Annotated in this window: 22 protein-coding genes and 2 pseudogenes; 16 read left to right on the top strand and 8 right to left on the bottom strand. The window is 59.3% G+C overall.

Annotated elements, in window-relative coordinates; translation table 11 throughout:
- Positions 1-3: 3 nt before the first annotated feature.
- The 7 genes from hyfB to EOS_RS40255 all read left to right on the top strand — a co-directional run bounded on the left by hyfB (position 4) and on the right by EOS_RS40255 (position 7,735).
- Positions 4-2,013: a hydrogenase 4 subunit B gene (gene hyfB / locus EOS_RS40225; RefSeq protein ID WP_047897810.1), complete on the top strand. Its 2,010-nt coding sequence runs from the start codon at positions 4-6 to the stop codon at positions 2,011-2,013.
- Positions 2,010-2,960 (top strand): respiratory chain complex I subunit 1 family protein, encoded by a 951-nt coding sequence (locus tag EOS_RS40230; RefSeq protein ID WP_047897811.1) that lies wholly within the window; start codon positions 2,010-2,012, stop codon positions 2,958-2,960. The genes hyfB and EOS_RS40230 overlap by 4 nt, the downstream gene beginning before the upstream one ends.
- Complete coding sequence (locus EOS_RS40235; RefSeq protein WP_047897812.1) at positions 2,961-3,620, top strand: formate hydrogenlyase; 660 nt, start codon at positions 2,961-2,963, stop codon at positions 3,618-3,620.
- The gene (locus EOS_RS40240; RefSeq protein ID WP_047897813.1) at positions 3,613-5,073 is read left to right on the top strand and encodes a hydrogenase 4 subunit F; all 1,461 of its coding nucleotides are present in this window, start codon (positions 3,613-3,615) and stop codon (positions 5,071-5,073) included. Before EOS_RS40235 ends, EOS_RS40240 begins: the two co-directional genes overlap by 8 nt.
- 3 nt (positions 5,074-5,076) lie before the next feature.
- Entirely contained in the window at positions 5,077-6,645 is a 1,569-nt protein-coding gene (locus tag EOS_RS40245; RefSeq protein WP_047897814.1) for a hydrogenase large subunit, read from the top strand.
- Positions 6,645-7,172 (top strand): NADH-quinone oxidoreductase subunit B family protein, encoded by a 528-nt coding sequence (locus EOS_RS40250; RefSeq protein ID WP_047897815.1) that lies wholly within the window; start codon positions 6,645-6,647, stop codon positions 7,170-7,172. The genes EOS_RS40245 and EOS_RS40250 overlap by 1 nt, the downstream gene beginning before the upstream one ends.
- Positions 7,173-7,282: 110 nt before the next feature.
- Complete coding sequence (locus EOS_RS40255) at positions 7,283-7,735, top strand: hypothetical protein (protein WP_047897816.1); 453 nt, start codon at positions 7,283-7,285, stop codon at positions 7,733-7,735.
- A 128-nt stretch (positions 7,736-7,863) separates the two neighbouring features.
- On the opposite strand, the gene EOS_RS40260 is transcribed toward EOS_RS40255, so the two are convergent.
- Complete coding sequence (locus EOS_RS40260) at positions 7,864-8,427, bottom strand: universal stress protein (RefSeq protein WP_047897817.1); 564 nt, start codon at positions 8,425-8,427, stop codon at positions 7,864-7,866.
- 348 nt (positions 8,428-8,775) lie between these two features.
- On the opposite strand from EOS_RS40260, the gene EOS_RS40265 reads away from it, so the two are divergent.
- Complete coding sequence (locus tag EOS_RS40265) at positions 8,776-9,108, top strand: hypothetical protein (protein WP_047897818.1); 333 nt, start codon at positions 8,776-8,778, stop codon at positions 9,106-9,108.
- Positions 9,109-9,245: 137 nt separating this feature from the next.
- Here the strand turns inward: EOS_RS40265 and EOS_RS40270 are convergent, their stop codons facing one another.
- Together EOS_RS40270 and EOS_RS40275 are read right to left on the bottom strand one after the other, a co-directional pair.
- The gene (locus EOS_RS40270; RefSeq protein WP_047897819.1) at positions 9,246-9,668 is read right to left on the bottom strand and encodes a hypothetical protein; all 423 of its coding nucleotides are present in this window, start codon (positions 9,666-9,668) and stop codon (positions 9,246-9,248) included.
- A 254-nt stretch (positions 9,669-9,922) separates the two neighbouring features.
- Entirely contained in the window at positions 9,923-10,729 is an 807-nt protein-coding gene (locus EOS_RS40275) for an SDR family oxidoreductase (RefSeq protein WP_235443116.1), read from the bottom strand.
- A 125-nt stretch (positions 10,730-10,854) separates the two neighbouring features.
- On the opposite strand from EOS_RS40275, the gene EOS_RS49090 reads away from it, so the two are divergent.
- The 6 genes from EOS_RS49090 to tcuC all read left to right on the top strand — a co-directional run bounded on the left by EOS_RS49090 (position 10,855) and on the right by tcuC (position 16,652).
- Complete coding sequence (locus tag EOS_RS49090) at positions 10,855-10,968, top strand: helix-turn-helix domain-containing protein (RefSeq protein ID WP_326972978.1); 114 nt, start codon at positions 10,855-10,857, stop codon at positions 10,966-10,968.
- Positions 10,965-11,582 carry a LysR substrate-binding domain-containing protein gene (locus EOS_RS40280; protein ID WP_326972979.1) on the top strand — a complete coding sequence of 206 codons (618 nt, stop codon included), beginning with the start codon at positions 10,965-10,967 and terminating at the stop codon, positions 11,580-11,582. Before EOS_RS49090 ends, EOS_RS40280 begins: the two co-directional genes overlap by 4 nt.
- A gap of 107 nt (positions 11,583-11,689) precedes the next feature.
- Positions 11,690-12,625, top strand: coding sequence for a LysR family transcriptional regulator (locus EOS_RS40285; protein WP_047897820.1), 936 nt, complete (start codon positions 11,690-11,692; stop codon positions 12,623-12,625).
- 76 nt (positions 12,626-12,701) lie between these two features.
- Positions 12,702-14,108, top strand: coding sequence for an FAD-dependent tricarballylate dehydrogenase TcuA (tcuA, locus tag EOS_RS40290; RefSeq protein ID WP_047897821.1), 1,407 nt, complete (start codon positions 12,702-12,704; stop codon positions 14,106-14,108).
- Entirely contained in the window at positions 14,095-15,264 is a 1,170-nt protein-coding gene (gene tcuB, locus EOS_RS40295; protein ID WP_047897822.1) for a tricarballylate utilization 4Fe-4S protein TcuB, read from the top strand. The genes tcuA and tcuB overlap by 14 nt, the downstream gene beginning before the upstream one ends.
- A gap of 62 nt (positions 15,265-15,326) precedes the next feature.
- Entirely contained in the window at positions 15,327-16,652 is a 1,326-nt protein-coding gene (gene tcuC, locus EOS_RS40300) for an MFS transporter (RefSeq protein WP_047897823.1), read from the top strand.
- A gap of 165 nt (positions 16,653-16,817) precedes the next feature.
- Here the strand turns inward: tcuC and EOS_RS49095 are convergent.
- Together EOS_RS49095 and EOS_RS40305 are read right to left on the bottom strand one after the other, a co-directional pair.
- Positions 16,818-16,919: pseudogene (locus tag EOS_RS49095) on the bottom strand (IS110 family transposase); the annotation flags it as partial.
- A gap of 78 nt (positions 16,920-16,997) precedes the next feature.
- On the bottom strand, positions 16,998-17,957 hold the full coding sequence (locus EOS_RS40305) for a glycosyl transferase family 90 (protein WP_053064227.1): 960 nt from the start codon (positions 17,955-17,957) through the stop codon (positions 16,998-17,000).
- Positions 17,958-18,477: 520 nt separating this feature from the next.
- Here EOS_RS40305 and EOS_RS47340 point away from each other — a divergent pair.
- Positions 18,478-18,651: a hypothetical protein gene (locus EOS_RS47340; protein ID WP_160312577.1), complete on the top strand. Its 174-nt coding sequence runs from the start codon at positions 18,478-18,480 to the stop codon at positions 18,649-18,651.
- Between the two features lie 551 nt (positions 18,652-19,202).
- Here the strand turns inward: EOS_RS47340 and EOS_RS48855 are convergent.
- From EOS_RS48855 to EOS_RS40315, 3 genes are read right to left on the bottom strand one after another with little or no spacing between them, the layout of a single operon-like run.
- Positions 19,203-19,478, bottom strand: coding sequence for an RES domain-containing protein (locus EOS_RS48855; RefSeq protein WP_268760397.1), 276 nt, complete (start codon positions 19,476-19,478; stop codon positions 19,203-19,205).
- Between the two features lie 46 nt (positions 19,479-19,524).
- Entirely contained in the window at positions 19,525-19,851 is a 327-nt protein-coding gene (locus tag EOS_RS48860; protein WP_268760398.1) for an RES domain-containing protein, read from the bottom strand.
- Entirely contained in the window at positions 19,844-20,515 is a 672-nt protein-coding gene (locus tag EOS_RS40315) for a hypothetical protein (RefSeq protein WP_047897824.1), read from the bottom strand. Before EOS_RS40315 ends, EOS_RS48860 begins: the two co-directional genes overlap by 8 nt.
- A gap of 126 nt (positions 20,516-20,641) precedes the next feature.
- Here EOS_RS40315 and EOS_RS48560 point away from each other — a divergent pair.
- Positions 20,642-20,773, top strand: a pseudogene (locus EOS_RS48560) (bacteriophage abortive infection AbiH family protein); the annotation flags it as partial.
- Positions 20,774-20,818: the final 45 nt, after the last annotated feature.

Consider the following 20,818-nt stretch of genomic DNA (forward strand, 5'->3'; position numbering starts at 1 on the left):
CTGATGGAACACTTCCTGGTCATCCATTACGTGCTGCTGGTGGTCGCGGGCTGGCTGGTCGTTGGGGTGCTAGGGCTGGCCAATCTGCGCCGCACACGTGTGGTGGCGCATGGCCTGTTTCCTGTCGGTGCGGTATTCGGCCTGCTTCTGTGCATACTGGGCGTGACTGGCGTTTTTGCCGGTCCCCAGGAGGCCATCCTGCCGCTCGGGTTGCCGAACCTGCCGTTTCATCTGAGGCTTGACGGCCTGTCGGCGTATTTCGTGGCGGTACTAGGCGTGGTGAGCACAGGCGTGAGCGCGTTCTCCGCCGGCTATTTCCGTAAGGGCGAGGGCACTCCGCCCGGCTTGCTGTGTTTCGAGTATCACGTGTGCCTCGCGAGTTTGGCGGTCGTGCTACTGGCAGACGATGCGTATTGCTTCATGGTTGCGTGGGAGACGATGACGCTGTCGGCCACCTTCCTGGTGATGACCAATCACCGCATCGCCGAGATTCGCCGGGCAGCTTATCTCTATTTCCTGATTTCCCACGTTGGCGCGCTGGCGCTCCTGCTGTGTTTCGGCCTGCTGCAGGCCAATACGGGCGACTACACGTTCGCCAACATGCGGCTCCAGCATCTGGACGTGTTCTGGGCTTCCGTCGCATTCCTGCTGGCACTGTTCGGCTTCGGCGCGAAGGCGGGGATTTTCCCGCTACATGTCTGGTTGCCCGAGGCGCATCCCGCTGCGCCATCGCCGGTATCGGCCCTTATGAGCGGCTTCGTTCTGAAGGCCGGTCTCTACGGCCTGCTTCGCACGGTGTTTGATTTGCTGCACGTCCAACTATGGTGGTGGGGCGCGTTGATGCTGGCGCTCGGCCTCTTCACCGCCCTGTTCGGGGTCGTGTTCAGCACCGTCCAGACGGACATGAAGCGGCTGCTCGCCTACTCGTCCATCGACAACATCGGTCTGATGTTCGTCAGCATGGGACTCGCGATCCTGTTTCGCGCGTATGGCATGAACGCGCTAGCAGCCCTGTCGTTGACGGCGCTGCTGTATCAGATCGCCAGCCACGCGACGTTCAAGAGCCTGCTGTTCCTCGGGACCGGTTCAGTGCTCCACGCAACAGGCGAGCGCAATCTCGGGCGCCTGGGCGGCCTGATTCGCTTCATGCCGTGGACCGCGTGGGCGGCCCTCGTGGGTGTGTTTGCCAGTGCGGGCCTGCCGCCATTGAGCGGTTTCGTGTCCGAATGGCTATTGCTGCAAAGCTTTCTGTTCACGCCGGGGTTACCGAACTCGTTCCTGAACATGGTAGTTCCGCTCGTTGCCGCGCTGATCGCGCTGGTGGCTGCGCTCGCGGGTTACACGATGGTCAAGTTCTTCGGCATCATCTTTCTCGGCCAGCCCCGCGAGGCGAAGCTCAGTGACGCACGGGATGCGAGCCCGTGGGAGCGGGTGGGCTTCGTGTGGCTCGCGGCAGTATGCGTGCTGCTCGGCCTATTGCCGGTGCAGTTCGTGATCGTTCTGGATCGAGTCACTCAGATGTTGGTCGGTGCTGGCATCGGACAAGCTGTCGCGAGAAATGGCTGGCTGCTGCTGGCACCCACTAGCGTAGACCGGGCCAGTTACATGCCGGCGGTGTTCCTGCTGTTCTTCTTCGCCTGTTGTGGGCTCGCGTGGCTGCTGGTCCGCCGTCTCTACCATGGGCGCCTGCGGCGTGCCATACCCTGGGCGTGTGGCTACCCATTCGTGAACGCGCGCATGCAGGATACGGCCGAAGGATTCGGCCAGCCGATCCGCGAGATCTTCACGCCTTTGTTCAAGATCGATCGGCAACTTCCCTCTCCATTCGACAAACACCCGGTCTATAGCGTCACCGTGACAGATCGTGCGTGGACCCTGATCTATGCACCGCTGGAGCGGCTGGTCAAGCGCGTCGCGGCACTCGCCGGGTTGCTCCAGGCGGGCCGCATCGCGGTCTATCTGATGCATAGCTTCCTCGTGCTGATTGTCCTGTTGATGCTGGTGAGACGATGATCACTCTCTCCGGATTACTCTCCCAGGGACTGGAGATCCTGCTTGCACTCGCGGCCGCGCCCTTGCTGACGGGTTGGGTCAACATGTGTCGCGCCCGGTTGCAAAACCGACGGGCGCCGAGCATCTGGCAGCCTTACCGGATGCTCCATAAGCTATTCAACAAGGAGTCGGTCGTCGCCGACCATGCCAGTCCCGTGTTCCGCGGGGCGCCCTACGTCGTCTGGGCGTGCATGACGCTCGCGTGCGCGATCGTACCGACGCTTTCAACCGACCTGCCCCTGTCGCCTGCCGCCGACGCGATCGCCCTGGTGGGTCTCTTCGCACTCGCCCGCGTGACAATCTCGCTGGCTGCGATGGACATCGGCACTGCGTTCGGCACGCTCGGCGCGCGCCGCGAGATGCTGCTCGGTTTCCTGGCGGAACCTGCGTTGCTGATGGTGCTGTTCTCGGCATCCTTGATCACGCAGTCCACCTTGCTGACCAGTATCGTGGCCACGCTCAGTCATCGCGAACTGGCGATCTATCCGAGCCTCGCGTTCGCGGGGATCGCCTTCACGATGGTGTCCCTTGCCGAGAACGCGCGCCTGCCCGTCGACAACCCGGCCACGCATCTCGAACTGACGATGATCCACGAAGCGCTGATTCTTGAGTACTCGGGCAGGCACCTCGCGCTGCTGGAGTGGGCCGCGAGCCTCAAATTGTTCGCCTACTCCTGTATCGGCCTTGCGTTGTTCATCCCATGGGGAATTGCTGAAGCCGGCAACCCGATGGCGCTGCTGTTCGCCATACCGGCGTTGTTCGTCAAGTTGCTGGTGGGTGGCGCCGCGCTCGCGGTAGTTGAGACGACCAATGCGAAGATGCGTATTTTCCGCGTGCCGGAGTTTCTTGCGATGGCCTTCCTGCTCGCCGTCATCGGAATGCTCGTTCACTTTCTGCTGGGGGCGTGAATGCACGGGTTCGCCACGCAGATCATTAACTTCCTGGCCGCCATCCTGCTGCTGCTGTCGTTTGCGATGCTCAGCCAGCGCCGGATCCTATCGTTGATTCACCTCTATACGCTGCAGGGCCTGACGCTTGTGTCAGCCAATCTGGTATTGGGATTTGTTACGGCCGATACGCACCTCTATATCTCCGCTGTGCTGACCCTGCTCCTCAAGGTCGGCCTGATTCCCTGGATTCTTTACCGGCTGGTGCATCGGCTCAACGTGAAAACGGACGTCGAACCGCTCCTCAATATTCCCGCCACCCTGCTGATAGGCATCGTGCTCGTCATCATTGCGTTCAACGTGGCGTCGCCCATCAGCCAGCTCGCCTCGTCGGTCGCGCGCGGCACACTCGGCATTGCACTCGCCTGCGTGTTGTTGTCGTTCATGATGATGATTACACGCGCCAAGGCGATCCCCCAGGTGATCGGTTTCCTGTCGATGGAAAACGGCCTGTTTTTTGCCGCTGCTGCGGCGACGAACGGCATGCCGATGATCGTCGAACTCGGCATCGGGCTCGATGTGTTGGTCGGCATCCTGATCCTGGGCGTCTTCATGTTCCAGATTCGCGAGCAGTTCGACAGCCTGGACATTCATCACCTTGAAAAACTCAAAGATGACTGATGCCTATGTCCTGCTGCTGGTTCTCGGCATCCCGCTGCTTGCAGGCGGATGTCTCGCGCTCGCGGGACAGCACCATTTCGCGCCGAACCTCAACGTCGGGTTCAGTCTCCTGACATTTGCCGCCGCCATGCTGCTCGCCGCGCAAACCGTGGCGCACGGGCCGGCCTTCGCGCTGGGCAAGCTCTTCTTCGTCGATCCGCTCAATGTGTTCCTGGTCGCGCTGACCGCCTTCGTCGGTTGGACCACCTCGATTTTTTCAAGGCCGTACATGCGCACCGAGCGTGACCGCGGCAAGATGACCGGCCCTCGCATGCGCCTTTACCACAGCATGTACCAGTTGTTCATCTTTGCGATGCTGCTCGCGCTGCTCACCAACAACATGGGGATCCTCTGGGTTGCCATGGAAGCAGCAACGCTCGCAACCGTGCTGCTGGTCAGCGTGTACCGAACCGCAGCAAGCCTCGAAGCCGCGTGGAAATACTTCATCCTGTGCGGCGTCGGTATCGCGCAGGCGCTGTTCGGCACGATTCTTCTCTACCTCGCCGCGAGCCGGCAACTCGGCGGCGGCGATGCGCTGCTCTGGACCAGTCTGAACGCGGTCAAGGGGAGTCTCGACCCGACCATCATGTCACTCGCATTCGTGTTCCTGCTGATCGGCTATGGCACCAAGGTCGGTCTGGTGCCGATGCACAACTGGCTGCCCGATGCACATGCCGAAGGTCCCACGCCCATCTCGGCCGTGCTGTCGGGTTTGCTGCTCAACGTTGCGCTCTATGCGGTGTTGCGCTGCAAGGTGCTGGCGGATGGCGCACTTCAGAACGGTTTGCCGGGACACCTGCTGATCGGCTTCGGGCTGGTTTCGGTGCTGGTCGCGACCTTTTCGATGTTCCGGCAGAAAGACGTCAAGCGGCTCTTTTCGTATTCGTCGATCGAACACATGGGCCTGATGACGTTCGCCTTTGGGCTGGGCGGGCCCACCGCGACCTTCGCGGGTCTGCTGCACATGACGGTTCATTCGCTCGTCAAGTCGGCCATCTTCTTCACCGTCGGACACGCGGTCCAAAAGGCCGGTACCCAGACAATCGACGACATCCGCGGTTTGTTGCGCGTGAGCCCAACCGTTGGGTGGGGCATGATGCTGGGTGCGCTCGCCATTTTGGGCATGCCGCCATTCGGCGTGTTCGCGAGTGAGTTCCTCATCCTGACCACCGCGATGAGCACACTCCCGTGGGCCACGCCCTTCTTGCTGCTCGCGCTTGCCGTGGCGTTCGCGGCCATCTTCGTGCGCGTGCAGGGTATGGTGTTTGGGGACACGACGGCCAAGGCTCTTGAACATCCGCCGGCATTGCTGCCGGTGTTCGTCCATCTCGGCATCGGGCTGATACTGGGACTCTACATTCCGCCGTATCTTGCGACGTGGTATCGGCAAGCGGCGGCTATGATCGCGGGGTAACACATGCGCATCGAGGCATTCGGGTTTCCCAATCAAGTCCGCCTGTCTGCGTTTGCGGACAAGTCTTCGGCTTTTCTGGCGCGAATCGATTCCGACACGTGGACTCGCACCGCCGAGACCGTGCGCGAGGCAGGCGGACGACTGATCTCCCTGTGGGGTGCCGAACAGGCCGCAGGCACATTCATGATCTCTGCCGCTTACGCGCTGGAAGACGGCATCCTGTGGCTTCAACTGCCAGTGGGCGACGGGGATGGAAACGCGCACGAAGCCGGATACCCGGATCTGTCGACAGTCTTTTCGTGCGCGACGCGCATGCAACGGGCCATCTACGATCTGCTAGGGCTGCGGGCGATCGGCGCCGAGGATACCCGGCCGTGGCTGAACCATGGCAACTGGCCGGCCGACTACTATCCGCTGCAAAAATTGTCCTCCGGTACCGAACGGTTTGAGTCGCAGGAAGCGGACTACCCGTTCGTGCCGGTCGCCGGAGACGGTGTCCACGAGATTGCAGTGGGGCCGATCCACGCAGGCGTGATCGAACCGGGACACTTCCGCTTCTCGGTCGTCGGCGAGAAAGTGCTGCGACTTGAGGAGCGGTTGGGCTATGCGCACCGGGGCATCGAACGACTGTTCGAGCGCACACCCCTGCTGCTCGGGCATCGTCTGGCGGGACGGGTCGCCGGAGACACCGCGGTCGCCTTCTCATGGGCGTACTGCATGGCGGTGGAGCAAGCGTTGGACGTACGCATTGCTCCGCGCGCGCAGTGGCTGCGTGCGCTGTTGCTCGAGCGCGAACGCGTCGCCAATCATCTGGGCGATCTCGGGGCGCTTGGCAACGACGCCGGGTTTGCGTACGGCCTGGCACAGTTTTCCCGCCTGAAGGAAGACTGGCTGCGCCTGAACGACCGGGCTTTTGGACACCGCTATCTGATGGATCGAATCGTTCCCGGGGGTGTCGCAACGGACATCGATCCGCGCTTCATCACCGCGATGTCGACGCAGTGTGACCAGATTGACGCGCAGGTTCGTGTGATGCAAAACATTTACGACGATCAGTCTGGCCTGCAGGATCGCTTCGCAGGCACCGGTCTTCTCTGCGCGAAGGTGGTGGAGCACTTCGGTGTGTGCGGGCTGGTCGGGCGGGCAAGCGGCCGGAAAATCGATGTACGCGTCGATCACCCGTACGCGCCATACCACGAGGTTCAGGTGCAGATGGTCAGCGATGATCGGGGTGATGTGGCAGCCCGGGTCGCTGTGCGCTTCAACGAGATCTACGAGTCCATCCGGTTGATCCGGATCCTCCTGAGCGATCTACCAGGCGGCGACATCATGAAGCAGATCGAACACGGCCGGCCGCCATCCTACGGAGTGGGCTGGATCGAAGGCTGGCGCGGCGATGTGTTCGTCGGACTCGAAACCGGGGTCGATGGGACCATTTCGCGCTGCCATTGCCATGACCCGTCGTGGCAGAACTGGCCAGCCCTGGAGCACGCGGTCATCGGAAATATCGTTCCCGATTTTCCGCTGATCAACAAGTCGTTCAATCTGAACTACGCCGGACACGACCTGTAATGTGGCAACTTCTCAAACAGATCGCCAAGACCGGCACGCCAACTCAGCGCCTGCCCGAGGGCGATGACGCATGGCGTACCGAAGGCCAGCGGATCCAGCAGGAAGTACTCGACGTGCTCGGCCGAGCGCTGTGCATTCGCGCGATCGATGGAGGCTCTTGCAACGGCTGCGAATTAGAGATCCACGCGCTCAACAATCCGTACTACAACATCGAAGGTCTGGGTATCAAGTTCGTCGCGAGTCCCCGCCATGCCGACATGCTGCTGGTCACTGGCCCGCTTACACTGAACATGAAGGAAGCGGTATGGCGAGCGTACGAGGCGACGCCACATCCGAAGCTGGTCGTCGCGCTCGGCGAGTGCGCGTGTACAGGCGGCATCTTCAGGGAAAGCTACGCCGTGAGCGGGCCGCTCTCGAATCTGCTTCCCGTCGACGTCACCATACCGGGCTGCCCACCGCCCCCCATCGATATCCTGAGGGGCATTCTCACCGCGCTTCGTGTGAAACACGCAATCCCTCCGCCATGATCTGCGCCAGCGATATGCGCTGACGGCGGGCATGGGCATGAGCTTCGCGCCGGATCGATGCATGATGACCATCCCATGTGCCATGGTGATGCTTTTGAGGATAACGAACGATGAGCAAGCAATTGAGCAATCTGAAAGCGATCAGCAGTGCTCTGATGCGCAGGGCATGGCCACAGGTGCTGACGATAATCGTCTTCATGGTGGCGATCAGCCTGCGCTTTCCGTTGTGGTTTGTGATGCTCTCGGCCGCCGTCAACGGTGCGGCGGTGGCATACCTCGCCCAATGCTCGGCTTCCCGGCCGTCCGGCCCGGCTTATGACCCGTTCCTCGGCGCCGTTCTGATCGGTAGTGGACTGGCGTCGGTTGCCTTGACACTCAAGTGGTGGTTCGTGGAACAACAAATGAAACTCGCGCCGGGCGTGCTTCTGCGTCTCGCCGGCCATACCGAGGCGGCTTCAAACCCGACTTTGGCGTGGTCAAGCGTCTTAACCCAATGGGGTTCTTGTTCGATCTTTCTGGTGATCGTAGCAGCGTGGGGGCTGGGCAGTGGGCGCGTCGAATGAACACCGAATGCGATGGGCACAGTCAGCCTCGTACTCCGCGCGCAGGCAAAGGCATTTTGCGCCTGCACGCGGAAAATGAATGCGAACGGTCACCGTTGCTAGCGTTCAGGGGGTGCCGGGGACGCGGTCTAGACACGCACCGGACTGACAGCCAGCGAAGCGCGACCGATGATAAACGGTTGGGGCCGAGAAGGTTTTGATTCAGTTGACAGCGTACCGGATCCCACTGCGCGACCAACGCCGGTTGACGTCGACGGCCGGACGACGAGGACCGGGATCTGGCTGTGCGTCAGCACCTTCTGGGTCTCACTGCCGAGCAACAACGCTCGCAGACCGCCTCGGCCGTGCGACGCCATGACAATAAGATCACAGTTTCGTTGCTCTGCAACGCTGATAATCGCCTCATACGGGTGATCGCGATTCCTGGCAACCGTATCGCACTCGACACCGGCCTGCGTGGCCGCTTTCATGACCTCCCCGAGATAATCATCCGCATGCTCTCGGGTGACCTGTAAGAATCGCTCCTCGGACTCCGCGAGCATTTCAGTGCCATACGCGAGAACATGGAATTCCGCGATGACATGGAGCCCTGTGACTTTGGCTCCGCTTTCGCTAGCGAGCGTCACCGCCATCTGAATGGCGGCGTCGGAGAGTGCCGACCCGTCGGTCGGCACCAGCAGATGCTTGAACATACGTTTCTCCCCGCGGACAGACTTGTTCGCCTTGACGTCCTGTTCGGAGCCGACCGCTTGAGCCAGTGCGCCTGAACCAGAGCGACTTCTTCCAGTATAGTCAGCGTGACGAAAATTTGGCAGGTTGCTATATCCGCGACAACGTGCCGCGCGCGGCGCCAACCGAAGACGGGTATAGTCATCCAGCGCTGCGTGCAGTTTCAGGTTCGCTCAAGATGCACGCGGCGCACGGTCTGCGGCTTGTCGCAGGCCACCTCCCCGTTCGGCCAATGAGTGCCGATATCTTGCACAAAATCATACGTCGGGCCAGACACGTTCGCGCATCGAGCGTCTTCACGAAAACCTGTAATGACGCCCGTTAAGTTCATTCTCCGCTACACCGCAGTGCCGTTGATGGCGATTATTGCCGTTGTGCTCTGGGCCTCGCTTCACGCATCCGTCGAAATCGATGCACGACAGTACGCATCACTGTCGGAGGCCTATGCGAGCTTCCCCGTGGATCTCAGGCGCGACATTGCGGATGCGATGAAATCTGGGAAGCTGAGCAAATGGGACTATTCTTCGCTTGTCCGACATTCGCTTGACGATGGAATTGTTCTCGACTGGCCACCGGAAGACAAGGCGGACGTTACACGTGAACGGGCAAGACTGGTCGCGCTCGTGAACGCAGACAGGCTTTAAGCCACGCTGCACACTGGGTTTTCAATATTGGCCTGCTGACGGTCATCATCGAATCTGGTTCGGACGGCTTCGGCAGCTACTTCAACGCCGCAAAACTGGCAACCTACATTAGCAAAGTGGAGCAAACAACTTTGACTTTAATAACCCTTGTTCTGGCTTTCCTTTTGCTCCTTGGCGAGCGCAGACTCCCACATGCTTGAGAATTCTTCGTTGTTATTCTCGGTGTAAGTCAGGATTTCACTGAAAGCGCCCTTTACGTCAGAGTCAGAACGGGAGGTGACGACTTCCATCGTCTCGGGAAATTGCGCACCGTCGCGTTGCACGGTGAATAGTGAGGTAATTTTGCCGTGTTCGGATTTCATGTCGCAACCACCGTCGTCGAAAGTTGTAGCTCTTACTGTATAGGCGTCCGCGTGCACTTCTTTTACGGAACCATGGCAACCGCCTAGCGTGGTGGCGACTATCGCGTTCTGCACATCATCTTTTGAGACGAGGAAATGCTCTGCGTTTGAATTGCTCGAAAAGAGCATCAGAGCGGGGATTATTAGAAAGTTTTTCATCGTCAGATTGAGCTAAGGGGTTCCCGGACAAACGGCCTGGGTGCGAATTTAAGCTCGGCAGACTTACTCGATACTGACTAAATATGATACTTACAGTTTACCCGCTTCCTGAGACCACCGGAATGAATGGCTTGCCTTCCCCTTCAGTGGGCGAATTAGCGTTCTTCGCGGCACGATTGACGCGATCTCCGAGAGGATAGCCGCATCCCTTCTCGGAAATGCGGCGCGCCCCCGAAGAACGCAGCACGCGACTTTCACCGCACTGCGCTCGCGTGCAGCATTAAGCGCCGTACCGACGCCGGCCACAACACGATGCGCCGCCTGAATCCGGAAATGCCCTTCAGACCAAAACGCCGCCGCCATCGATCACGATCGTCTGCCCGGTGGCAAACGCGTTGTTCATCAGATAGACGTACGTCTGAGCGATATCGTCGGCCTTCCCCCGTACGCCCGACCGGTAACGTCGAGCCGACGTGCAGGTGCATCGCTTCGCGATCGTTCTCGGGGATGGCCGACCACAACGGCGTGCGCACCATACCTGGGCTGACGATATTTACCCGGATCGGCGCAAGCTCGATGGCGAGCGCCCGCGTCAAGCCTTCCATCGCGCTGCAAATGCTCGCAATGACTGTATAGCCTTTATGCGGCCGTGTGCCCGCGGTTCCGCTGGTGAGCACGATTGATCCACCCGGCAGGATATTAGGCGCTGCAGCCTTGATCGCGGCGATTGCGCCAAACACGCGCAGGTCGAAGGCCTTGCGGACCGCGCTCATCTCCGTGCTCGCGAGGTCGCCGAGTTGCAGGCTTTCGCCGGCCGTATAGACCAAGTGATCGAAGCTGCCGATCCCGGCAATCAATTTGCTCACCGAACCGGGATCGTTCAAGTCCGCGACATAGCCATCGGCACCCGAACCGAGTTCGATGACAGCCGCCCTGACCTTGTCTTGCCGCGAGGACGATACAACAACCGTCGCGCCTTGTGCCAGCGCTGCGCGTGCGGTGGCGAGCCCAATCCCGGACGTGCCGCCCAGTATCACGACCTTCTTGTTTTGCAGATTCATGCTGATCCCCTATCGATTGCGCCACACGGCGTGATTCGAATTGTCATTGCATCGATGAACCCAATAAACGATGATCTGCTTTTCTCACTCGTAACCAGCGCTTCTGAATGGATTGTTTCGTCAGCATGTCGGTCTTCGTGCGCGTCGTCGAGCGCGGCGGCTTTGCTGCCGCTGCAGAAGACAGCGGCATGACAGCGACAATGGTCGGCAACCACATCCGCGCGGTCGCCTGCGCGTGAGCGTGCCGGTGATGTATGCCACCTTTGAACTTGCGCCCGCGATGAGCGACTATCTCGAGTCCAACCCGGACGTTCGTGTCGAGTTGGCGCTGACCGACCGGTTCGTCGATCTCGCCGATGAGGGCTTCGAAGTGGCGATCCGCGTCGGCGCCCTGCGGGATTCGAATCTGATTGCGCGACCGCTGGCACCCTCGCGACTCATTGTCTGCGCGTCGCCCGCGTATCTTTCACGGCACGGAACGCCAGCAACGCCTAAGGATCTGGAGAGGCATCACTGCCTCGCGATCGGATTTGCCGGCGGCCCGGAACGCAATTGGCGCTTCACCCTCGCCGACGGCTCGCAACAGACTGTGCGTGTACCAGGCCGCCTCGATATCAGCGGCGGCGGCATGGCCCTGGGTGAAGCGGCGCTCGCCGGTCTCGGCATCATTCTCCAGCCGGAGTTGCTGGTAGAGCAGGATATTGCCGCCGGAAGACTGATCCGATTGCTTGCCGACACGCCTGCGCCGGTATATCCGGTGCATCTTGTCTACCTGCCGGAACGCAAGCTGACGGCCAAGCTTGCCAGTTTCATCGCCTTCGTGGTTGCCCGATTCGGTCCAGGAACTGAGTAGTCCCGAGTCACCTGGGAGTTGCGATGTTTGTTCAATAATGCGCGGGCCGGCTTCGCCAAGAACAAGGGCACGGCCTCCCAACCAATATCGACATCAAAGGAAACCCCTTGGAACTACGCCAACTTCGTTACTTTGTTCGCGTGATCGAACACGGCAGCATGGGCCGTGCAGCGATGGAACTTGGCGTGGTGACCTCGACGCTGAGCCAGCAGATCAGCCGCCTCGAAAGCGAGTTGTCCACCCGCCTGCTGCAACGCACCGCGAACGGCGTGCGCCCGACCGACGCGGGCCTCGCGTTCTGGCGCCAGGCGCAATTGGCGCTGCGGCACGTCGACGACGCTGCGCACGCGGCGCAGCACGCACGCCTGTCCGGCCACGTCAGCGTCGGTATGGCACCGAGCACGACGGGTGTGCTCGGCCTCGCCTTCATGCGCGCCATGCGCGAGCGATATCCCGATGTCCGCTTGCGCATGGTGGAGAGCCTTTCGGGCCACCTGTCGGGCATGCTCAGCGCGCGTCAGATCGACCTGGCTATCCTGTTCCAGAGCGACAACATCAAACGCTTTAGTGCGACGCCCCTGCTCGACGAGAGCCTGTTCGTCATCTCGGCCGCAAGCTTCGAGTCGATGCCAAAGACCAAAAGCGCGAAGCTCACGCACATCGCGAAACTGCCGCTGATTCTCCCGAGCGGCCCGCACGGGTTGCGTTCGCTGCTAGACACGGCCTTCGCCCGCGTGAACGTCGAACCGAACATCGTCGCTGAAATCGACGGGCTTGCCATGCTGATGGATGCGGTCGGCGGCGGACTTGGCGTGACCATCCAGCCGGGCGCAGCGCTTGCTCGACGCGATGCGGCGTCGTTCCGAGCGATTCCCATAAGTGATCGCTACATGGTCCGCCCGAACCAGCTCGTCAGTCTTTCCGACGATGAACTTTCACCTGCCGGCCTCGCTGCACGCGTGGTACTGGCCGATGTCGCTCGTACGCTTGTCGCTCAACGTCAATGGGCGGGCGCGACATTGCCGCCTCTTCACGATTCGTGAACACCTGTTTCCGGTTACCCGCTGGCGGCTAAACACCTGACGTCCTACACTCCGTGTCATTGGGGAGACGTTGAACATGGTGGATGTATTAGTGATCGGCGGCGGCAATGCGGCCTTGTGCGCCGCATTGATGGCACGCGAGGCGGGCGCATCGGTATTGTTGCTCGAAGCGGCACCGCGCGAATGGCGCGGCGGTAATTCGCAGCACACCCGCAATCTGCGCTGCATGCATGATGCGCCGCAGGATGTACTTGTTGAAGCCTATCCGGAAGAAGAGTACTGGCAGGACCTGCTCAAGGTCACCGGTGGTTTGACCAACGAAACGCTCGCACGCCTCGCGATCCGCGAATCGTCGACATGCCGCGACTGGATGCACCGCCATGGCGTGCATTTTCAGCCACCGCTCTCCGGCGCGCTGCATGTCGCGCGCACCAACGCATTTTTCATGGGTGGCGGCAAGGCCCTCGTCAACGCCTACTTCCGCAGCGCGCAAGCGCTGGGGGTGCAGGTTCGCTACAACGCGCCAGTAGACGCTATCGAGCTCGACGGCGATCGCTTTATCGCCGCGCACATCGGCCACGAACGCATTGAAGCGCGCGCCTGCGTGCTCGCATCCGGTGGCTTCGAATCCAATCGCGAATGGCTGCGTGAAGCGTGGGGCCAAATCAACGGTGAATGGGTGGCAGACAATTTCCTGATCCGCGGCACGCGCTTCAACATGGGGGTGCTGCTCAAATACATGATCGATGCAGGCGCGGATTCGATTGGAGACCCTTCCCAGTCGCATTGCGTGGCCATCGACGCGCGTGCACCGCTTTATGACGGCGGTATCTGCACGCGCGTAGATTGCGTGTCGCTGGGTGTCGTGCTCAATCGCGACGCCATGCGTTTCTACGACGAAGGTGAAGATTTCTGGCCAAAGCGCTATGCGATCTGGGGCCGTCTTGTCGCGCAGCAACCGGGGCAGATCGCTTATTCGATCATCGATTCCAAAGCAATCGGCCGCTTCATGCCCCCGGTTTTTCCAGGCACGAAGGCGAACAGTCTTGGGGAACTGGCGCGAGCGGCGGGACTCGACGAGTCGACCTTCGTCAAGACCATCGAAACCTATAACGCCGCATGCCGCGTTGGTTCATTCGACCACGCGGTGCTCGACGACTGCCACACCGAGGGCATTGCGCCCGCCAAGACACACTGGGCGCAACCCATAGATAAACCGCCCTACTACGCCTACGCGCTTCGGCCCGGCATCACCTTTACCTATCTTGGGCTGAAGGTGAACGAACAATCGGCCGTGCATTTCGGCGGCAAGCCGAGTCCGAATCTTTACGTCGCGGGCGAGATGATGGCCGGCAACGTGCTGGGCAAGGGATATACGGCTGGCGTTGGTATGTCGATCGGCACCGCATTCGGACGCATCGCAGGAACCCAGGCCGCGCGCGCCGCTCAGCAATCGAAGGAAACCAGTCATGCAGTCGCTTGAAGCACTTACTCGGGAGGCGAGCGCGCTGGCCTCGAACGAAGCCCCGATCACCTTCGCCATGACGCCCGCCGAAGGTGAAGTCAGCCGCATCATGCAGATCTGCAATGCGTGCCGCTACTGCGAAGGCTTTTGCGCCGTATTCCCCGCAATGACCCGCCGCCTCGAGTTCGGCCGCGCCGACGTGCACTTCCTTTCGAACCTCTGTCATAACTGCGGCGCGTGCCTGCATGCTTGCCAGTACGCGCCACCTCATGAGTTCGCCGTCAACGTTCCGAAGGCGATGGCGCAAGTGCGCATGCAGACCTACGTGGACTATGCGTGGCCAGCAGGTTTTGGCGCGCTTTACAAGCGCAACGGCCTCACGCTGGCGCTTGCGTTGGCAGGCGGTCTCGCGCTTTTCCTGATTCTGACGATGGCATTCAAAGGCTCGCTGTTCCTGCCGCCGCACGCCGGTAGTTTCTATGCTGTGTTCCCGCATACTGCCCTGGCCTTGCTTTTCGGCATGGTTTTCATGCTCTCGATGATCGCACTTGGCGTAGGCGTGCGGCGCTTTTGGCGAAATCAAGATCCCGGTGCGCTGTCGGGCGTTGCCATCGGTGAGGCAACGCATAACGTGCTGAGCTTGCGTTATCTCGGCGGTGGCCATGGCGAAGGCTGCAACAACGCCGACGATGCGTTTTCGCTCGCCCGCCGCTACTTTCATCACCTGACTTTTTACGGCTTCATGCTGTGCTTCGCGTCAACATGCGTGGCGACCCTCTACCACTATCTGCTGAAAATCGAAGCGCCCTATCCTCTATCGAGCTTACCGGTGTTGCTTGGGGTCGCAGGAGGTATCGGTTTGCTGGCAGGTCCCGCCGGGCTCTGTTGGCTAAACGTCAAACGACATCCGCAACACGGCGACAGCGCGCAAAAACCGATGGACCGGGGGTTCATCGCACTCTTGTTGCTGACCAGTGCGAGCGGTCTCGCGCTGTTGATGCTGCGCGAGACATCGATGATGGCCTTGCTGCTGGCCATCCATCTCGGCATCGTGATGGCACTGTTCCTGACGCTGCCTTACGGAAAGTTCGCGCATGGGATCTACCGCAGCGCAGCACTGCTGAAATGGGCCGTCGAAAAGCGCCAGCCGAGCGAGCTGCTGGTCGAGGACTGATACCTGATCGACCGCGCTGAGCTTATGATGATCGGCATAAAGATAAATACCTAGGAGACGACATGGCAACTGAAAACGACATCCAACCGCCCACGCCCGGTGCAATCTCGCCCAGTACCTCGAAGCTCGGAGCAGTGCTGCGCGTCACCAGTGGTAATTTCCTCGAACAGTTTGATTTCTTTCTGTTCGGTTTCTACGCGACTTATATCGCCAAGACGTTTTTTCCGGCCGCCAGCGAATTCGCCTCGCTGATGCAAACCTTCGCCGTGTTCGGCGCAGGTTTCCTGATGCGCCCGCTCGGCGCCATTGTGCTTGGCGCGTATATCGACAAGGTCGGGCGCCGGCGCGGCCTGATCGTGACGTTATCCATCATGGCGAGCGGTACGCTCCTCATCGCGTGCGTTCCGGGATTTGCTACGATCGGTCTGCTTGCGCCTGCCCTCGTGCTGATCGGCCGGCTGCTGCAGGGCTTCTCAGCCGGCGCGGAACTCGGTGGCGTCTCCGTCTATCTCGCGGAGATGGCGACCCCGGGCAAGAAAGGGTTTTATACCGCGTGGCAGTCCGCTAGTCAGCAGGTCGCGATCGTCGTGGCGGCCGCGCTCGGTTACGCGCTGAACAGCTGGCTTTCGCCCGCGCAGATCGCTGGTTGGGGATGGCGCGTGCCATTTTTTATCGGCTGCCTGATCGTGCCGTTTCTCTATGTCCTGCGCCGCTCGCTGCAGGAGACCGCCGAATTCCAGGCGCGTCGCCATCACCCCGCCACGGCTGAAGTATTGCGTTCCATGCTGACGAACTGGAAAACGGTCATCGCCGGCATGCTGATGGTCGCGATGACCACCACCACTTTCTATCTGATCACCGTCTATACCCCGACGTTCGGCCGCGCCGTGCTGCATCTGAGCACGTCGGACAGCCTGATCGTCACGTTATTTGTCGGCGTATCGAACTTTATCTGGTTGCCCATCGGCGGCGTGATCTCCGATCGCATTGGACGCCGGCCCGTCTTGCTGTTCGTCTCGGCGCTCGCCATTGTGACCGCCTATCCGGCACTCTCCTGGCTCGCGCACGAGCCGAGCTTCCTGCGCATGCTGGCCGTGCTGCTTTACTTCTCGTTTTTCTTTGGCGCATACAACGGCGCCATGGTTGCTGCCCTGACCGAAGTGATGCCGGTCAATGTTCGCGTGGCCGGCTTCTCGCTGGCGTTCAGTCTCGCGACGGCCGTCTTCGGCGGATTCACGCCAGCGGTGTCGACCTATCTGATTCAGGCAACCGGCGACAAAGCCGCGCCTGCTTACTGGCTGATCTTTGCGGCGATCTGCGGATTCTTCGCGACGCTCGCTTTGTATCGTCGAGGTGGTGCGGCGGAATTACAGGCGAAACTTGGATGAGTTGGGTGAATACGCGCGGTTGCCGTTTGCCTGTTCGGCCGCGCGTCAAGCCAGTGAAGCGTGCTGCCGCGAGAAGTAGTTCGCGATAGAGCAACTTGCGCAGCGGAACTCGCTTCAGCGCGAAGTGCTAGAGGATCGGTCCGACAATCGACAAAACACCTCTGTATCGTTCGGTAACCGCCGTTGGTAGACGATCCGATCAGCTTCATCGCTGACCACTACCACACTGTTGTTCGAGTGCAGGTCGATTCCACTAAACTTGTTCATGCTGGCCTCCTGTGCGTCAAGTCGGTGGGTTTGCACCCTGATAAACTCGGACACAAGATCCGTTATACGAGTTAACCCTTATTGACCGGAAAGATCGAAATATTTTTTGAGAACCAGTAGCGAGATAAGTTTTTCCCGTCTCGTGTCGAGAAACTGCATGGCGTACTGATTGGCATTTCTAATGATCGTCATTGCCTTGTCTGTATGCTTTGCGTAATAATTTATTTTTTCCTCCAGATCCGAAAATTCATCGTTCAAGAGTACGTAGTGATAGTCAGATATTAATGATCCTTCCATAAACCAGCTTTCCACTTTCGGTTTGCGCATAAAGCAAACGGAATTTGAAAGCATGATCCATTTCAAGTTGGTTGCAACGTCATTGCCTTCCAGACTGATAACGAATTTGTACTTCAGTTGATCCGAAATGCTCATGTAGGGCCGGTGCCCAGGCTGCCCTTTTTTCAAGTCGTCCGTGTCGCCTACATCGGCCAACGGTGAAGAGTGATATTTGGCGACAAACTCTTGCCTGTGTTCCTGAAAACATGCGCCTCGAAACACAGCCATATCGAGTTTGCTATGAAATGGCCTCGTGTCTTCGACGAAATTGAAGTGCCTTATTTTGTCCAGCTTCAATATAACGGAGTTTTCATTCGCTGCAGTGAGCGGTCTTGTCTTAAGCAGTGTTGGCTCGTCTACCGTTTCCTTAATGTCGGTAAAAACATACTTAAATTTTAGCGAACGAGGGAAGTAGCGAGATATCTCCTTTAAATCATAATAGTAGGCACTGGGATTGCCCCGCAAAGGCAGTGCGCTGCTGCGGCTCGCTGTTTCGTCCAGCACAAACCGCTGTTCAAGCTTGTTATAATAATCGGCGCGCTTGCGAATATAATTCCATTGATGTTCATCCAAATTCGTGAACATGCGATCGTATCTTTTTTCAAAAATCGATGATGGTACAAGATCGAAAATGATATTTTTTGCGTAAAACTTTAATTTTCTGGCATGCATAAAGCTGACCCATTTATCCAGTTGAAGCACTAAAGTTTCAATAAAATTGCTTGAAAACATTCGCAAGCAAGTGTTCTGTCATTCTTCGAAAGCCGCATCACCTTTGGATCACACCGACATGCTCTGCTGCGGCCGCTTTGCAGCCGTTGCTCCGCGAAAAGTAATCTACAAGCGCGGCATGCCAGGCAGTATTAAATTGAGCGGGTGAAGCTGTTGTTGCATGGAGTGCAACACCGGGGCACCGCTAATGTACCCTTACCATTTTTGCGACAAAATAGTCAATCGTTTTTCGGGCCGCCTTAAAGGTTGAACCAACGCCATGTGGTTACTGATGGATGCCGGTCTGCTCCGGGCAGAGTGTTACGCAAGCGTCAACGTTTACCGGCCCGAAAAACGATTCATCAGAATGACATAATTCGCATCCTCGGGGAATCACGTTACTGGGATGATAACCAATATTCGGCCAACATTCTGAAGCACTAAGTCTTACTAATTATTTCGATCGTCGAAGAAGGGAACAAGACCGGCATTCACTTGTTAGCGGATACTTATGTGGGATCTGGTGCAAATGGATGGCGTGGCCGAGATGTTTCTTACAGATATGGATACCTTATTAATTGAACAGGAAAAAATTCCAGACGGAGGGCGCAGCGAGGTCCTCGATTGCGAGAGCAGAGAGGTCGAACTGCCACTTGCGTGGTCTGCGACGATCGTCACCCAATAGCGGGTCCGATAGACGACTCGCACCGGTCCGTTGCTCGACGAGCCATACCGGTAGGCGTTTGCAGTGGTCGCCGCAGCTGTGTGGGTGCCCGGAATATTCTTGAATATTTGATTTGATTTGATTCGGCTTGACGAAAAAATGGATGAAATGCGGGCAAGTTCCGGTCTTGTTTGTCGGATTGCTTAGCGTTTTTTTTGCTTATGCTGTAGTTCTCTCAGGTTCGGTTGGCCCCCTCGAACGACCGAACTTTAAGCCGGCGTACACGCCGGCTTTTTTTATGGTGCGCCCGGCAGGGGCGCATTCCTGGAGAGGCATGTCCTCCCGTGAGTTGTCCACAGCGAACGAAGTGAAGCGCAACTGCATGAGGTCGATAAGACGCGGAAAAGCAAGCGTGAAGCGAAACCGTGAGCCGATGGACAAGGACGGCCTATAGCGAGTTAGATTTCTGCATCACACGATCTTACCGCCCCTCCCTTCGGCGAGGTTGAGGAGCAACGAGTCAGCAAACGTGGATGCTACAACTCGCGCTGCTCATCCCGTTATGCCATCGCTCAGCTTTTCCCCGGCACGATCTCCACGCCGATGCGTTCAGCCAGATCCAGTGCCTCGGTATAGGCATCCGCATCCTCTATCAAGCTGCGGGACACTCCCTTCTGCTGTAGTGTGCTGTCCGCGATCCGGTCGCCGAACAGCACGAAGGCCCGGGCCGAGTCGTCCTGTCGGGACACCCAGGACAATCCCTGCGCCTCGGGACACTGCTGATGAATCGCCTCAGCCCACTTCCGGGTTGCTGGGTACTGGTCTTTCTCGGTGTCGATCAGTTGCAAATCCCCGGCGAGCTCGACCTCGAAATGCGCCTGACCGGCGAGCTTATTATTGTCGAAGCTCTTTGTGGGGCACGTCGTGGAACACCGTCTCCATCAGCGCGCATGGCAAGGTCGTACCAGCGCACAGCGTCGGGATCGGCTCGCCCCGGTCGTTGCGGATCGGGCTGAAGCGCGCATTGCCCTGAACGCCAGGGTTGAACTGCACAGCGGCATACTTCTCCTGGTGCACGCGCTGCACCGCCTGTCCTTTGGGAAGGGGCGTCAGAGTGACATGCAGGGTTTCAGACTTCGGCAGTGGCGTGGCGCCAGCATCCTGCACAACGGCCGGGTCCACTGGGGCCGCGGCCGACGGCTTGCTGCCGCGTCTAGCCATGGGCTACCTCTTGCACCTCATCGCGCGCAGCGGAGATCACACGCTCCGGTTCGGTCGCCAGCGAATCCTGCGGGCGCTTACCGCTCAGAAAGCCGTTGTCCGAACGGAACCAGTACGCGAGTCCCCAGCCATCCTTCTTGCCATCGAAGACTTCGATCACCTTGGCCAGGCACTTCAGGGGCCGAAAGCCCGCGTCGCGGTCCAGGCCATATCCAGGGAAGTAATCGACACCTCCATGGTGGATGGCGAAGATCTGACCTTGCTTCTTCCACTTGTTGGGCTGGGCACTTGGGTTGCGCGTACTCAGGCCAGCCAGTTGAGCGACCTCTGCGGCTGTCAGCCAATCACCGCTTTCGAGTACCGCATTGCGCGCGCACACCAGCATGGCCGTTTCCCTGAGCAGCCGAGGCGATGGCGGTGTTCGTGGCACCAGCAAGTCCGCCAGGCGCTCCAAGGCCTCCCGGTCGCGGTGCTCGACAAAGACACCCAGCATGGAGGCCATGTTGGCAAAGGCCTCGGTCACGGCATCCAGGTGCACGGGCTTCATGTGCTCGAACGCGACCACCAGCACACACTGCGCGTGGGAATGGCTGAGACGGTTGCGGACTTCCTGGGGCGTCCCCACCAAGGTCGAAACGCCCGGATGTTCGTTGACGACACTCATGGATACTCTCCAATGGATTATCAAAAATATCATATCGCCTATAACCTTCAAGCGTTTCTGTAACCTCTCCTCACCTCGACGCGCCCACACTTGCCAAGCGCCACACATGGGCAAAGGAGCCCGGCAATGCAGCCTCGGACGCTTTACCTAATCGGCAATGGATTCGGCCTGTGGCATGGCATCCCATCGAGCCTCGGCGAGTTCAAGCCCGATGCGCGGCAGCATGAGCGCGACCTGCACTGTGAGGTGGACGAGTACTTGCCCGCGAACGAGGACTGGAGCGACTTGGAGACGGCCCTGGCC

Origin of the sequence: Caballeronia mineralivorans PML1(12) (assembly GCF_001028175.1) — a bacterium.
In the GTDB taxonomy this organism is placed as follows: Bacteria; Pseudomonadota; Gammaproteobacteria; order Burkholderiales; family Burkholderiaceae; genus Caballeronia; species Caballeronia mineralivorans.

Bases quoted from the DNA above. Each gene is read 5' to 3' on its own strand.
- hyfB (WP_047897810.1), top strand. From the start codon at position 4: ATGGAACACTTCCTGGTCATCCATTACGTGCTGCTGGTGGTCGCGGGC.
- EOS_RS40230 (WP_047897811.1), top strand. From the start codon at position 2,010: ATGATCACTCTCTCCGGATTACTCTCCCAGGGACTGGAGATCCTGCTT.
- EOS_RS40235 (WP_047897812.1), top strand. From the start codon at position 2,961: ATGCACGGGTTCGCCACGCAGATCATTAACTTCCTGGCCGCCATCCTG.
- EOS_RS40240 (WP_047897813.1), top strand. From the start codon at position 3,613: ATGACTGATGCCTATGTCCTGCTGCTGGTTCTCGGCATCCCGCTGCTT.
- EOS_RS40245 (WP_047897814.1), top strand. From the start codon at position 5,077: ATGCGCATCGAGGCATTCGGGTTTCCCAATCAAGTCCGCCTGTCTGCG.
- EOS_RS40250 (WP_047897815.1), top strand. From the start codon at position 6,645: ATGTGGCAACTTCTCAAACAGATCGCCAAGACCGGCACGCCAACTCAG.
- EOS_RS40255 (WP_047897816.1), top strand. From the start codon at position 7,283: ATGAGCAAGCAATTGAGCAATCTGAAAGCGATCAGCAGTGCTCTGATG.
- EOS_RS40260 (WP_047897817.1), bottom strand. From the start codon at position 8,427: ATGTTCAAGCATCTGCTGGTGCCGACCGACGGGTCGGCACTCTCCGAC.
- EOS_RS40265 (WP_047897818.1), top strand. From the start codon at position 8,776: ATGACGCCCGTTAAGTTCATTCTCCGCTACACCGCAGTGCCGTTGATG.
- EOS_RS40270 (WP_047897819.1), bottom strand. From the start codon at position 9,668: ATGAAAAACTTTCTAATAATCCCCGCTCTGATGCTCTTTTCGAGCAAT.
- EOS_RS40275 (WP_235443116.1), bottom strand. From the start codon at position 10,729: ATGAATCTGCAAAACAAGAAGGTCGTGATACTGGGCGGCACGTCCGGG.
- EOS_RS49090 (WP_326972978.1), top strand. From the start codon at position 10,855: ATGTCGGTCTTCGTGCGCGTCGTCGAGCGCGGCGGCTTTGCTGCCGCT.
- tcuA (WP_047897821.1), top strand. From the start codon at position 12,702: ATGGTGGATGTATTAGTGATCGGCGGCGGCAATGCGGCCTTGTGCGCC.
- tcuB (WP_047897822.1), top strand. From the start codon at position 14,095: ATGCAGTCGCTTGAAGCACTTACTCGGGAGGCGAGCGCGCTGGCCTCG.
- tcuC (WP_047897823.1), top strand. From the start codon at position 15,327: ATGGCAACTGAAAACGACATCCAACCGCCCACGCCCGGTGCAATCTCG.
- EOS_RS47340 (WP_160312577.1), top strand. From the start codon at position 18,478: ATGTGGGATCTGGTGCAAATGGATGGCGTGGCCGAGATGTTTCTTACA.
- EOS_RS48860 (WP_268760398.1), bottom strand. From the start codon at position 19,851: ATGGCTAGACGCGGCAGCAAGCCGTCGGCCGCGGCCCCAGTGGACCCG.
- EOS_RS40315 (WP_047897824.1), bottom strand. From the start codon at position 20,515: ATGAGTGTCGTCAACGAACATCCGGGCGTTTCGACCTTGGTGGGGACG.